Genomic DNA, 13,347 nt, shown 5'->3' on the forward strand with positions numbered 1-13,347 from the left:
GGCGCAACAACTAGTTGGCAAGAAGCATCGAATACTGAACGCCGGATTATTCATCCTTGAGTTATCTAAAAATGCTGCACACACACGATTAATATCGACCGGTCTTTTATACGAAACATGCTCAATAACGATAGATGCACTTAGGGTGTGACATGGCCCATGGGTTATGGCATCGCAACCCCTTGGGCCGCAATCACAATGCCGGTCAGGCAGCCACCCCGCCAACGCCCTGCTGTCCGACTCGTCACCAGCGGACAGCGCAATAGCCGACGCCTTGAAATCAAGCGTAAAACCGAGCATGAAGCGCACAACATAATAAAAATATATGATCTTAAAAAATCACATAATGACAATGTTTAATAATTAGCTTATTCCAAAAAAGACTTTCCCTCGGTTTTTTTATAGGAATATCTTCACTTCACAGACCGACCCCATGCCTGGCGGAGGACGTACCCCCGACCACCAGGAGCCTGCATCAGGCTAAATGGACCGATCTCGACATGCCAGACCTCGCCGCCCCGCTCCCCCTCAACAAGTTTCACCTGTCCCTGCTGACCAGCTCCCTGCTGCTCGCCACCGCGCCCTCCTTCACCGAGGCCGCCAGCGGTGATGCCCAGCTCGGCACCGTCATCGTGATCTCCACCGGCCTGCGTGGCCAGGAGCGCACCGTGGCCGACAGCCCGGCGCCGATTGATGTGATCAACAGCGAGCAGTTACTCAAGACCGGGCGCGCCGAGTTGTCCGAGGCGATTGCCAAGCTGCTGCCATCCTTCAACTTCGGCACCAATATCGCCGGCTACAACTCGGTGACGCGGCCGTTGAGCAACCGCAGCCTCGGCCCGGCCTATACCCTGGTGCTGGTCAACGGCAAACGCCGGCACAACGGCGCCACCGGCCAGCGCGGGTCGATCGACAACAGCGGCGCCAATGCGGTGGACATCGACCTGATCCCGGTCAGTTCGGTGGACCACATCGAGGTGCTTAAAGACAGCGCGGCGGCCCAGTACGGTTCCGATGCCGTGGCCGGGGTGATCAATATCATCCTCAAGACCGGCAACAGCGGCGGGCACCTGGAAACCAGTTACGGCCAGTTGTTTTCCGGCCAGGGTGAAACGATCAAGGTGGCCGGCGACCAGGGTTTCACGCTCGGCGACGGCGGCTTTTTCCACCTCTCCGCAGACGCGCGCAAACGCGGCGAAGCCGCGTGGAACGACAAGGCCGACAGCAGCGTGCGCGCCTTCAACGACCCCGCCAAGGAAGCGGCCTGGGACCGTGTGGCCATCAAGAACGGCGACCCCGACCTGAAGGCCTTCAACCTCGCCTACAACGCCGAACTGCCCCTGGAAGACCTGACGCTCTACTCGTTCTCCACCTACGGCGAGCGCGATGCCGAGGCCGCCAACTACTTCCGCCTGCCGACCGGCCGAGCCGCCGTGCCCGAGGTGTTCCCCGACGGCTACTACCCGCTCAACAACATCAAGGACCGCGACTACCAGCTGCTGTTCGGCGGCAAGGGCCAAGCGGCCGAGTGGAACTGGGACCTGAGCACCACCTACGGACGCAACAACGTCCACCATTCCAGCGACCTGAATATCAACCCGTCCCTGGGCACCGCCTCGCCGACCAGGTTCGACAACCTGGCCACCTTCCGCTTCGAACAGTGGGTGAATAACCTGGACGTCACCCGCCGCTACGACAGCCTGTTCAACCTGACCTCGCCGGTGCAGGTGTCGGCCGGCCTGGAGCATCGCTGGGAACATTTCAGCACCTTCGCCGCAGACCCCGAGGCCTATATCACCGGCACCTACCCGGCGGCATCGGGCGCGCAGGCGGCGGTGACGATTCGCCCGGAGGATGAGGTCAGCCTGATCCGCAACAACTACGCCGGCTACCTGGACCTGGGCTTTGACCTGACCGAGCGCTGGTTTCTCGACGTTGCCGGGCGGATCGAACATTACGATGACGACTCGGGCAACACCTTCGGCCTCAAAGTGAATTCGCGCTACGAACTGACCGACAGCGTGGCCGTGCGCGGCACCGTCGGCACCGGCTTCCGTGCGCCGTCCCTGACCCAGATCGGCTACACCGTGGCCGACAACCGAGTGGCTACCGATGTGAACGGCAACGTGGTGCCTGCCGTCACCCGCCTGACCCCGTCGGGCAGCAACCTGGCCAAGGCCTTGGGCGGCGATGACCTCAAACCGGAGAAGTCGCGCAACCTCGGGCTGGGCCTGACCTGGCAGCCGGCACCGCGCACCAGCATCACCGCCGACGCTTATCTCATCGACATCGACGACCGCATCGCCCTGACCAGCAATATCTACGACCAGGGCAACGGCGTGATCAACGGCATCCTCACTGCCCAAGGCGTGCCCTCGGGCACCTGGGTCAACTACTACACCAACGCGTTCGATACCCGCACCCGTGGCCTGGACGTGGTCGCCGACCACACCACACCGCTGGATGCCTGGGGCGATGTGCGCTGGAGCCTGGGTTTCAACTGGAACAAGACCACCATCGAAGGCACCCGGGACACCCCGAGTGCGCTGGCCAACTCCGGCGTCACCCTGGTGGGCCGCGACCGCGAAGGCGATCTCACGCAAGCCTCGCCCAAGACCAAATGGATCCTGGGCGCCAACTGGAAGGTCGAGGACCTGGCAGTGAACCTGCAAACCAGCCGCTACGGTGCGGTCAAGACCCTGGCGGTCAACCCCACCGGCGACCGCAGTTTCGGTGCGAAATGGATCACCGACCTGGACGTCAGCTACACCTTCGTCGACCAGATCACCGTCAGCATCGGCGGTACCAACATCTTCGACGTGCGCCCCGACCGGCACGCCGTCTACAGCAACCTGGGCCTGGCGCCCTACGGTAACCCGCCGTTCTACCCCGGCGGCGGCTACTGGTACACCAAGCTGGCCTACGACTTCTAAGCCAATCGCCATACGAGGGCATCCCATTGAACACCTCCAACTTGATGAGCCGTCTATTGGCCCCTTGCGTCCTGGCATTCAGCCTGGCCGCCTGCTCGCCTTCGGGCAGTGACAGCCAGGCCGGCAAGACCCTGAACATCGCCTTCTTTGGCGACAACACCATCCTGGTCAGCGTCGACCCGTTCCAGGTCTATTGGCTCGAACACCGGGTGCTGCTGCGCAATATCGCCGAGTCCCTCACCGACCAGGACCCGGAAACCGGCAAGATCATTCCCTGGCTGGCGAAAAGCTGGGAAATCAGCGACGACGCATTGACCTACACCTTCCACCTGCGCGACAACGTCACCTTCAGCAACGGCGAGCGCTTCGATGCCAAGGCCGTCAAAACCGCCTTCGACAGCAACAAGGCGCTGGCTACCGAGTTGCCGGCCACCTTCGGCGCGACGTACCTGGCGGGCTTTGATCACGCCGAAGTGCTCGATGAATTTACCGTCAAGCTGGTACTCGCCCAGCCCAACGCGGGCTTCCTGCAGGCGACTTCCACCACCAACCTGGCCATCCTCGCGCCGGCCTCCTACTTGCTGAGCGTCAAGGAGCGCTCGCTCGGCAAGATCATCGGTACCGGCCCGTTCGTATTGGCCAGCTACACCCCGGAAGTCGGCGCGCACCTGACCAAGCGCAAGGGTTACGCCTGGGCGTCGGCGAATATGAAAAACCAGGGCGAAGCACACCTGGATGCGGTGGACGTCACCTACATCCCCGAGGAAAGCGTGCGCAACGGCCTGTTCCTGCAAGGCAAGGCCGACATCCTGTGGCCACGCAACCCGTTCTCGGAAGTCGACCTGAAACTGCTGCAATCCAAGGGCGCGACGATCCAGAGCCGCTCGCTGCCGGGGCCTTCCCTGAACCTGTTTCCCAACACCCGTGGCGGTCGCGTACTGGCCGATAAACAGGTGCGCCTCGCCGTGCAGAAAGCCATCGACCGCAAGAGCTACGCGAGCACCGTCTACAACGCCGAGTTCGCGGTGGTAGACGGCATCTTTGATGTGACCACGCCTTACTTCAAGAGCCAGGGCGCCAAGCTCGCCTATGACCCGGCGGGCGCCGAGCACCTGTTGGACAGTGCCGGCTGGACCAAAGGTGCAGACGGCTACCGACAGAAGGACGGTAAGCGCCTGAGCCTGACCTACAACGTCATGCAGGCCGAGACCGCGGGCGATGTACTGCTTCAGGACCAACTGCGCAAGGTCGGCATTGAGGTAAAACTCAGCGTGGTCACGCGTGCCGAATGGGTCGCCAACAACTCCGCCGGCAACTACGACCTGACGATCAGCTACATGACGCGCGCCGATCCGATCATCCTGCAAACCATCCTTGATCCACGGACTGCCAACAGCTCGACCGTAGCGACGAACATCTTTGAGCCGCACGTGCTTGAACGCGCCAAGGGCCTGTTTGACGCGGGCATCACCGCCACGCAAAGCGCACAACGCGCGACAGCCTACGGCGACCTGCAAGACCTGCTGATCGACGAAGGCTCGGCGTTCCCGGTGTATGAGCGCGTCTGGCAGGCCGCGACATCGCCCAAGGTAAAAAACTTCCGCTGGACCGCCGAGGGCTTTGCCCTGCTGGGTGACATCGAGGTCGGCACGCCATGAGCCGCTACCTGATCGGCCGGGTCGGCCAGGCGCTGCTGGTGCTATGGGGTGCCTATAGCATCACCTACTTCATCCTCTATCTGCTGCCGGGCGATACCTTGTCGATCATGCTCAGTGCGTCGGGCATGGAAGCCGATGCCCTCTCGGTGGAAGACCTGGCCAAGGCGCGCGCCTACTACGGGCTGGATAAAGGCCTGTTCGAGCAATATATCGACCTGCTGCTGGGTGCGCTGCACGGTGATTTCGGGCAGTCGCTGTCGCTCAATCGCCCGGTAGCCGAATTGCTCGCCGAACGCCTTCCCCAGACGCTGTCCCTGGCCGGCCTGGCGATTGTGCTCTCGCTGCTCGGCGGTATCGGCCTGGCTTACCTCACCGCGTATATTCGCTGGCAACCGTTGAAAAAGGCGCTGGCGCGCTTGCCGTCCCTGGGCTTTTCGGTGCCGGTGTTCTGGATGGGCTTGCTGCTGATCCAGGTGTTTGCGTTTGGCCTGGGCTGGTTTCCCGCCACCGGCAGCCGCGGTGTTGAAAGCCTGGTACTGCCGGCGATCACCCTGGCAATTCCCAGTGCAGCGGTGTACGCCCAGGTGCTGCAACGCAGTTTCCAGGGCGTGTGGAAAGAGTCCTATATCGTCACCGCCTACGCCAAGGGCCTGAGCCGAGGCCAGGTGCAAGCCCGTCATGGGTTCAGGAATGCTGCGCTGCCGATCCTCACCCTGATCGGCCTGCAGGTGGGTAACACCGTGTCCGGCGCGGTGCTGGTGGAAACCATCTTTGCCCGCGCCGGCATCGGCCGCCTGGCCCAGGAAGCGGTGTTGCGCCAGGACATTCCGGTGGTGCTGGCCATCGTCGCGGTTTCGGCGGCGGCATTTGTCCTGGTGAACCTGCTGGTGGACCTGCTTTACCCCTGGCTCGACCCGCGCATCTCCCACACGCCCAAGGTGTCCTAGACCATGACGACGCTTACCCGGAAACTGATCCGCAGCGAACCCCTCTGGCGCCGCCGCAGCCCCTTGCAACGCACAACGGCGATACTCCTGCCATTGTTGCGCCGGCCGGGGTTCAGCCTAGCGGTGCTGGTGGTGCTGTTCTCGCTGGTCGCCGCCGTGACGCCGCAGTTGCTGAGCAGTTTCGACCCTTACGCCACCGCGCCCGCCGCCAAACTCAGCGCCCCCAACCTGACCCACTGGTTCGGCACCGACGAGCTGGGCCGCGACCTGTTTACCCGCGTGGTCTACGGCGCCAGCCTGTCGGTTCTGGCCGCCTCCCTGGCCGTCGGCATTGCCTTGGTGGGCGGGCTGGGGCTGGGCATTTTGTCCGGGTTTGCCGGTGGCCGTCTCGATGCGGTGATCATGCGTTTTGTCGATGTGCTGCTCGCCCTGCCCGGCCTGTTGCTGGCCCTGGCGATTGTCACGGCCATCGGCTTCGGTACGGTGCCGGTGGCCATTGCCGTGGGCATCGGCATCATTCCAGGCTTTGCCCGCACCACCCGCGCCGAAGTGCTGCGGGTGAAAACCCTGCCCTATGTCGAAGCCGCACGCCTGGGCGGTGCCAGTTGGGGCCGCACGTTGTTGCGGCACATTCTGCCCAACGCCTGGGGCCCGGTAGCCGTGCTGGCAACCCTGGATTTCGGCGCGGCGATCCTCGCCACCGCAGGCTTGAGTTTTCTCGGTTTCGGCGCTGCACCACCGGCGGCGGAATGGGGCACCTTGATCGCCAACGGCCGCCACTTCCTGATCACTGCACCGTGGGTGTCCTTGCTGCCCGGTCTGTTCCTGGTGGCCGTGGTGTTCAGCCTTAACCATATTGCCCGCACGTTCGAGGAGATCCAGCGATGAGCACCCAACCGCTTTTAATCGATGTGCGCCAACTGAGCGTCGACTACCGCTCCAGCGGCCAGCTCAATCCGGCGGTGCGCAGACTGTCATTTTCACTTACCCAGGGCGAGACCGTGGCGATTGTCGGCGAGTCCGGCTCGGGCAAATCGACGCTGGCTAACGCGATCCTCGGCCTGCTGCCCGAGAATGCGCAGATCAGCGCCGGCGAGCTGTGGGTAGATGGGAACAACCTGACCCACGCCAGCGAACGCCAGAAACGCGCCTTGCGCGGCCGCACCATCGGCCTGGTGCCCCAGGACCCGATGGTCAGCCTCAACCCCACGTTGCGCATTGGCCAGCAAATTGCCGAGGCGCTGGTACTCGCCAGGGGCAAACGCTACCCCGCTGTCGACGCCGACATTGTCGAGCTGCTGCAACAGGTGGGCATCGACAAGCCGGTTCTGCGCGCACGCCAGTACCCCCATGAACTCTCCGGCGGCATGCGCCAGCGCGTGCTGATCGCCATCGCCCTGGCCGGCAACCCACGCCTGATCATCGCCGACGAGCCCACCAGCGCCCTCGACGTGACCGTGCAGCGCAAGATCCTCGACCACTTGCAGCGCCTGGTCAGGGAGCGCGGCATTTCGCTGCTGATCATTACCCACGACCTGGGCGTGGCCCTCGACCGTGCCGACCGCATCCTGGTGATGCAACAGGGTGAAGTGGTAGAGCAAGGTCCGCCACGGCAGATCCTCGCGCACCCCAGCCACGACTACACACGCGCGCTGATCGCCGCCGCCCCGGCCTTCGCCAAGCGGCGTGAACCGTTGCTCCAGCTCGAGCTGGGGCATGAGCCGATCCTGAGCCTGCACAACGTCGGCAAGACGTTTGCCCTGCCCAAGGTCAAGGGCGAGGCGTCGACCTTCGTGGCCTTGGAAGATCTGAGCCTGGAGGTGTACCCCGGCCAGACCCTGGCCATCGTCGGCGAGTCCGGCTCGGGCAAGAGCACTGCGCTGCGTATCGCCCTCGGCCTGGAAAAGCCGACACAGGGCCGGGTCTGGTTCGAGCAGCAAGACGTCACCGACCTGAGCTGGCGCGACTTCCGCCCGCTGCGCCAACGCCTGCAACTGGTGCAACAAAACCCCTTCGCCGCGCTGGACCCGCGCTTCACGGTGTTCGACAGCATTGTTGAGCCGCTGGTGTCGTTTGGCTTGCTCAAGGGCGCCGCCCTGGAACAGGCGGCGCGCGAATTGATCAGCCGCGTGCACCTGCCGGTGAGCTTTCTGGATCGTCTGCCCCGTGAGCTGTCGGGCGGCCAGTGCCAACGGGTCGCCATCGCCAGGGCCTTGGCGTTGAAACCCGACCTGTTGTTGCTGGATGAACCGGTCAGCGCCCTGGATGTGTCGGTGCAAGCACGCATCCTTGACCTGCTGCAAGAGCTGCAACGGGAGATGGGCATCGCCTATGTGCTGGTGTCGCACGATCTGTCAGTGGTGGCCAACTTCGCCCATGCGGTGCTGGTGCTGCGCAAGGGTCGCGTGGTTGAACAAGGCTCGGTGGCGCACATCTTCAACCAGCCGGCCAGCGACTACACCCGCGAACTGATTGCGGCCATCCCTGGCCGGCAAGTCACGGCAAGCGCCGCCTGAGGTTTACTGCACCGAGCAATCCCGCGCCACAATACCCTTCTCCTGGGCATACGCGGCGGACTTGGCTTCGATCAACGGACGCAAGGTGGCGCGGTCGGCTTGCAGCCAGTCGGTCACCAGCACCCACTTTTGCCCATCCCACTGCTGCACCCGGGCGGAACCGCCGCCTTCGTGGTCGGCGCAGGACAATGTCAACGGCGCCAACAGCCCTTCGAAGCCCATGGCCTTGAGGCGTGCAGCGTCGATATTCAGGTGTTCGAACGCCCAGCGGGTTTCCTCGCCGTTCAGCGCGCGATTGCCGAACTTGGCCTGGCCGGTGCGCAGCGCTTCGACGGCAATCGCGGCGTTGATCAGGCCAATGTTGTAGTAGACCTTGCCAAAGTAGCTGGGGTCCTTGAGGTTGCTCTTGCCGGGATCGAGGATGAACTGCTTGAGCTTTTTATGGATCTCGAAGCTGTCGCCACCGGGGAACGGCGCCAGTGCCTGGTAGCCTTTAGCGGCGGTGCCGGCGGGAATCACGTCGGCTTCGGAGCCGGCCCAGACATCACCGATCAGGCGGTCCACGGGGATGCCAAAGCGCACGGCGGTCTTGATGCCGACGGGAGTGGACACGCCCCAGGTGCGCAGGAATACCCAGTCCGGGTTGATCTGCCGCACCTGGCGCCATTGGGTGGACTGCTCGTTGCCGGGGTCGGCCACGGGGATCTGGATGTTATCGAACCCGTATTTTTGCGCCAGCAACTGCATGGCCGCCTGGGTTTCGCGGCCATAGGCGGAGTCGTGGTAGACGGTGACGATCTTCTTGCCCTTGAGCTTGTCCAGGCCGCCTTCGCGCTGGGCGATGTAGTTGATGCCCACCGAGGCCTGGCCGTAGTAGTTGAGCAACAACGGGAACGCGTAAGGGAATACGCGGCCATCGGTGGACTCGGTACGCCCGCCGGCGCCGTCGATCAGCGGGATGTGGTCAACGGCGGCGCGGTCCATCAGCGCATAGGAGGCCGGGGTGCTGTGGGTGAAGAAGAACCCGGTGGGCGCGCCGTCCAGGCCACCTTTGTAGCGCTCGTAGCATTCGATGATGCGGTCGGTCTTCCACTCGGTCTCGCATTCCTGCCAGACCAGCTTGACGCCATTCACCCCGCCTTCGACCTCGTTGATGTAGCGAAAGTAATCAATCTCCCCCGCCCACCACGGAATGCCGCTGGAAGCATAGGCGCCGACCCGGTAGGTGGCGAGCGGGATGAACTGTTGATCGTTGGCGGCCTGGGCAACAGGCCCGCCCAAGGCGCCGAGTGCCAGCAGGGTGGCGATGATTGTGCGTTGCAAGACGTTGTGCATGGGTGTGGGTTCTTATGAAAAGTGAGGTTTCCCCTCCCGTTGTCGGGTCAGCGCCAATCGGGTCACAACACAATTCATGCCAAGCGCATAAGCCTTCCTATTCAAGGGATTGCGCTGTACCGGTCACCCTGCACGGCTCGGATAATCGAACACTTTATTGAACCGTTGTTGCGCCACCAACACCGCGCTCGATCGCCAGGCCTGCGGCAAAATAGCGCGTTTTACTTCATGCCTGAACTGCGGCTAAATACCCGCCCTTTTGCGTCGATTGCTTCGATGGCTATGTTCAAACGCGTCAGCCCCTGGATCGCCTGCCTGGCCCTGTTGCTCAACATGCTGGCCATGCCGCTGAGCCGTGCCCTGCAAACGCCGGACATCGGCCTGATGCTCTGGGGTGGATTCTGCTCCGGGGGCGCGTCGCAAGCCCTGCCGCCAGGCTTTGCCAAGCTGATCGACCCATCGCAGTCGGCCCCGGCACCCAGCACCATGAAGCACAGCGATTGCTGCTGTGGTCATGCCGGATTGGCCGCCCTGCCTTCCAGCCATTACCGGCATCTGCTGCCGCGCTATACACCCGATATCGCCCTCGACAACCCGTTGCTGCCAACGTTGCAACCCAAGGTCCGCTGGCCGGACCTCAACCCGCGCGCCTCTCCTCTCGCCTGATCGCCCCGAACCCTGCGTTATCAGCCTTCCACTGCGGAGGCTGGAACATCCTTGAAGTGTTTGGCTATCAGGAAGTATGTCCATGCCTGTTCACTTGACTGCGCCGCGTGCGCAGCGTCACTCCGTGTCCCGTTGCCTGTGGCCGCTGATTTCAGCCGGTCTGTTCGCCCTCAACCCGTTATCTTTGGCCCTTGCCCAAGCCAGCCAAAGCGAAGACTCGGCCCTGACCCTCGGCACCGTCACGGTCCAGGGTGCAAGTGGCGCCAGCGGCCCGTTGAGTACCGCCAGCGTGCTCAGCTCGGTGGATATCCTCGGTGCCGACATCCTCGAAAAAATGCCGGTCAACTACAGCTGGGAACTGTTCAGCCGCGCGCCGGGGGTGATGCTCACCGAATTCAACCAGGGCACCACCTCCGGCAAGATCTCGTTTCGCGGCTTCAACGGCGAAGGTGAAGTGAATGCGGTGAAGCTGCTGATCGATGGTATTCCGAGCAACAGCAACGACGGCAACATGCCGTTTATGGACATGATTTTCCCGTTGGAGCTGGACAGTATCGAAGTGGTGCGCGGCACCAGCGATGCACGCTACGGCCTGAACAACATCGCCGGCAACGTCAATATGCTCACCCGCACGGGCGGCGACTACACCAGGGCACGCCTGCGTTATGGCAGCTTCAACACCCAGGAAACGCAGTTCGCCAAAGGCATCCAGGGCAGCAATTGGACGCAGAACTACTTCTTCGCCTACCAGAAGGCTGACGGCTACCGCGACCATGCCGAGGCGGACAAATTCTCGCTGTCGGGCAAATGGTTCTACACCCCGGACGACAACAGCTACCGCATCGGCCTGATCGCCCGTCACTACGAAACCGAGGCTCAGGAGCCCGGTTACTTGAGCGAGGACGATGCGCGCCGACATCCGACCATGACCAACAACTACAACGCCAGCGATAAAGGCACGCGGCGCATGAACCAGCTCAGTCTGCATCTCGACACTGAGCTGACCGACACCCTTGCCTGGTCGGCGAAAACCTACGTCAACACGTTCGATGACCGGCGCTGGACCCAGTACTGGCGCACCAGTGCCCAGCAGGAGCGCGACGCCTACGAAACCCAATACGGTGCCCTCACCTCGCTGACCTGGCGCCCGCACGTCAGTTGGTTGTATGACTTCGCCCTGGAGGGCGGCGCCGATACGCAACAGCAACAGAACCAGAGCGAGCGCTACCGCACCCAAAACCGCACGCGCCTGGCGCAAACCCGCGACCAGCAGTTCGACTTCGACACCTACGGCGCCTACGTGCAGGCCGAGATCAAGCCGTTCGAGTCGTTGAAGATCATCCCGGCGTATCGCGTCGACAAGATCCAGGGCAACTTCACCAACGAAATGACCGGCCTGGATTACGACATCAACGACTACGGGCTGATCAGGCAACCCAAGCTCAGCGTGGTGTACTCACCCTGGGACGTGGCCAGCGTGTACGCCAACTGGGGGCGCACGTTCCAGGTCGGCACCGGCGCGGCGGCCTACAAGATTCCGCCCAGGGACACCGACCTGGCGCCGTCCATCAATGACGGCTGGGAAACCGGGATCAAATTCACCCCCGCCGACTGGATCGACGGCCGTGTGGCGTATTGGCAACAGCAAGCCAGTGGCGAAGTCAGCCGCCGGCTCAATGACCCCAGCGGCGAGTCGGACAACGTCGGCGAAACCCGCCGCTGGGGTTACGACGCGCAGTTGAACCTGCACCCGAATGAACGCACCGAGATCTGGCTGGCCTATGCCTGGCAGTACTCGAAAATCCTCCAGCCCAGCGCGACACTGCCTAACAGCAAGGGCCAGGAAATCGACCACATCCCCCATCACCTGTACAACGCCGGCGTCAGCTTCAAGGCCACGCCGGCCCTGCAACTCACCGCCTGGATGAACGGCCAGACGAACTACTACCTGGAACGCGAGAACACCCAGGGCACTTACGGGGGCTACGTATTGATGAACCTGGGCGCGACGTACCAGGTGACCAAGTCGCTCAGCGTCGACCTGCAACTGAAAAACCTCACCAACCGTTACTACGAGTACGCCTGGTATGACCCGGACGGTGCCAAAGCGTCGCTGCACTCCCCCGGCGACGGACGTGCGTTGTATAGCGGGGTGACGCTGGACTTCTGAATGGGTGAGAGCACACAAGCCCCAACAATCAGACCGACAATAAAGTCGCGCTAACCACGATGCGAAGCGAGCCGCCCTTGATCTTGACCTTGATCTCAGGCGCCCCGTTAAACCACGCTGGCCGGAATTCGATAGTGATTTGGGGGGTAAACCGGCAGGGATGCCGGTTTAGCCGCCCCGCGCCATGGATGGCGCGTGGCGGCGGCCCCCCAAATCACTGTCGGATTACGGGCACACCGAGCCTAGGCGAGGTGCCGAGTGGTGGGGCAAGAGCCCTTTTGGTTACTTTTGGGGCTCTTTTCCAAAAGTGACCCGCTGTAAGAGCGGAATCCTAAGTGGCCGTTACCGCAGCAACGGATATGTACTCGGCCTGACATCCTGGTCGACTGTCAGGCCGCCATCGGGGGCAAGTCGAATCGTCGCACCGCCCCTCCCACATTTGGATCGGGGACAATCAGTCAAATGTCGCCAGGCCATAGACCCGTCACAGGAGCAATCTCCCAGCCACAACAAAAAAATGCCCACCCCCGCCAAGGGATAGGCATTTTTCCTCCAACCATTACTGCTTGGCGTGCTTGGCCTGTACCTCAGGCATCGCCGAAGAGTGATGATTAAGAATTTTCCACTGGCCACCCACCTGCTCATAGACGAAGGTGTAGCGTGCCTGCACATGGCGCACCTTGCCGTCCGACTCGGTCAGGGTGAAGGTGTAGACGCCACTGTCCATGGCCACGTTGCTGCCCAGTTGGCGGATCTCGCGGTAGTTGATCTGGCCCACCGGCTTGAGCGCCAGGAAGTGGTCGAAGTAATCCTTGATCTGCTCCGGCGTCGTGCGCACCTGGTTGGACACGGTCGGCTGCAACACAGCGCCCGGCGCGTACAGGTCCACCACCGATTTCACGTTGCCGGTCTGCAAGGCGTTGTTCCAGCGGTCGAATAAACCGGCAATCTCGCGGTCTTTGACATTGGCCGGCGCCTGGGCCACCTCACGGTAGACATACGGGGCCGTCTCGGCGGCGTGAACAAACGGTACGCTCAGGGCAAACATCAGGGCGATTGGGGCGATCTTGAATTTCATGGCGTTACTCCAGTGGTCGTCGTTGAGACCACTTTGCCAACCTG

At 62.7% G+C, this 13,347-nt stretch carries 9 protein-coding genes; 7 read left to right on the forward strand and 2 right to left on the reverse strand.

All coding sequences use genetic code 11. The features are described from left to right. Nucleotides 1-500: 500 nt before the first annotated feature. The 5 genes from FIV39_RS20595 to FIV39_RS20615 are packed head-to-tail and all read left to right on the forward strand — an operon-like array spanning nucleotide 501 to nucleotide 8,054. On the forward strand, nucleotides 501-2,933 hold the full coding sequence (locus FIV39_RS20595; protein ID WP_090404719.1) for a TonB-dependent receptor plug domain-containing protein: 2,433 nt from the start codon (nucleotides 501-503) through the stop codon (nucleotides 2,931-2,933). Nucleotides 2,934-2,977: 44 nt separating this feature from the next. Continuing rightward, nucleotides 2,978-4,591: an ABC transporter substrate-binding protein gene (locus FIV39_RS20600; RefSeq protein ID WP_090410003.1), complete on the forward strand. Its 1,614-nt coding sequence runs from the start codon at nucleotides 2,978-2,980 to the stop codon at nucleotides 4,589-4,591. Further along, nucleotides 4,588-5,538, forward strand: coding sequence for an ABC transporter permease (locus FIV39_RS20605; RefSeq protein ID WP_090404723.1), 951 nt, complete (start codon nucleotides 4,588-4,590; stop codon nucleotides 5,536-5,538). Before FIV39_RS20600 ends, FIV39_RS20605 begins: the two co-directional genes overlap by 4 nt. Nucleotides 5,539-5,541: 3 nt before the next feature. After that, nucleotides 5,542-6,426, forward strand: coding sequence for an ABC transporter permease (locus FIV39_RS20610; RefSeq protein WP_090404725.1), 885 nt, complete (start codon nucleotides 5,542-5,544; stop codon nucleotides 6,424-6,426). Beyond that, nucleotides 6,423-8,054, forward strand: a complete 1,632-nt coding sequence (locus FIV39_RS20615) for a dipeptide ABC transporter ATP-binding protein (protein ID WP_090404727.1) — start codon at nucleotides 6,423-6,425, stop codon at nucleotides 8,052-8,054. Before FIV39_RS20610 ends, FIV39_RS20615 begins: the two co-directional genes overlap by 4 nt. Nucleotides 8,055-8,057: 3 nt before the next feature. Here FIV39_RS20615 and FIV39_RS20620 read toward each other — a convergent pair whose 3' ends face one another. Further along, entirely contained in the window at nucleotides 8,058-9,389 is a 1,332-nt protein-coding gene (locus FIV39_RS20620) for an ABC transporter substrate-binding protein (protein ID WP_090404730.1), read from the reverse strand. Nucleotides 9,390-9,665: 276 nt separating this feature from the next. Between FIV39_RS20620 and FIV39_RS20625 the strand changes: the two genes are divergently transcribed. Together FIV39_RS20625 and FIV39_RS20630 are read left to right on the forward strand one after the other, a co-directional pair. Next, on the forward strand, nucleotides 9,666-10,055 hold the full coding sequence (locus FIV39_RS20625; RefSeq protein WP_090404734.1) for a DUF2946 family protein: 390 nt from the start codon (nucleotides 9,666-9,668) through the stop codon (nucleotides 10,053-10,055). An 82-nt stretch (nucleotides 10,056-10,137) separates the two neighbouring features. After that, nucleotides 10,138-12,225, forward strand: coding sequence for a TonB-dependent receptor (locus FIV39_RS20630; protein ID WP_090404737.1), 2,088 nt, complete (start codon nucleotides 10,138-10,140; stop codon nucleotides 12,223-12,225). Nucleotides 12,226-12,784: 559 nt separating this feature from the next. On the opposite strand, the gene FIV39_RS20635 is transcribed toward FIV39_RS20630, so the two are convergent. Continuing rightward, the gene (locus tag FIV39_RS20635; RefSeq protein WP_090404740.1) at nucleotides 12,785-13,303 is read right to left on the reverse strand and encodes an SgcJ/EcaC family oxidoreductase; all 519 of its coding nucleotides are present in this window, start codon (nucleotides 13,301-13,303) and stop codon (nucleotides 12,785-12,787) included. Between the last annotated feature and the right edge of the window lie 44 nt (nucleotides 13,304-13,347).

Source organism: Pseudomonas grimontii (assembly GCF_007858185.1).
GTDB lineage: Bacteria > Pseudomonadota > Gammaproteobacteria > Pseudomonadales > Pseudomonadaceae > Aquipseudomonas > Aquipseudomonas grimontii.

Bases quoted from the DNA above. Each gene is read 5' to 3' on its own strand.
- FIV39_RS20625 (WP_090404734.1), top strand. From the start codon at position 9,666: ATGGCTATGTTCAAACGCGTCAGCCCCTGGATCGCCTGCCTGGCCCTG.
- FIV39_RS20630 (WP_090404737.1), top strand. From the start codon at position 10,138: ATGCCTGTTCACTTGACTGCGCCGCGTGCGCAGCGTCACTCCGTGTCC.
- FIV39_RS20600 (WP_090410003.1), top strand. From the start codon at position 2,978: ATGAGCCGTCTATTGGCCCCTTGCGTCCTGGCATTCAGCCTGGCCGCC.
- FIV39_RS20610 (WP_090404725.1), top strand. From the start codon at position 5,542: ATGACGACGCTTACCCGGAAACTGATCCGCAGCGAACCCCTCTGGCGC.
- FIV39_RS20605 (WP_090404723.1), top strand. From the start codon at position 4,588: ATGAGCCGCTACCTGATCGGCCGGGTCGGCCAGGCGCTGCTGGTGCTA.
- FIV39_RS20595 (WP_090404719.1), top strand. From the start codon at position 501: ATGCCAGACCTCGCCGCCCCGCTCCCCCTCAACAAGTTTCACCTGTCC.
- FIV39_RS20620 (WP_090404730.1), bottom strand. From the start codon at position 9,389: ATGCACAACGTCTTGCAACGCACAATCATCGCCACCCTGCTGGCACTC.
- FIV39_RS20635 (WP_090404740.1), bottom strand. From the start codon at position 13,303: ATGAAATTCAAGATCGCCCCAATCGCCCTGATGTTTGCCCTGAGCGTA.
- FIV39_RS20615 (WP_090404727.1), top strand. From the start codon at position 6,423: ATGAGCACCCAACCGCTTTTAATCGATGTGCGCCAACTGAGCGTCGAC.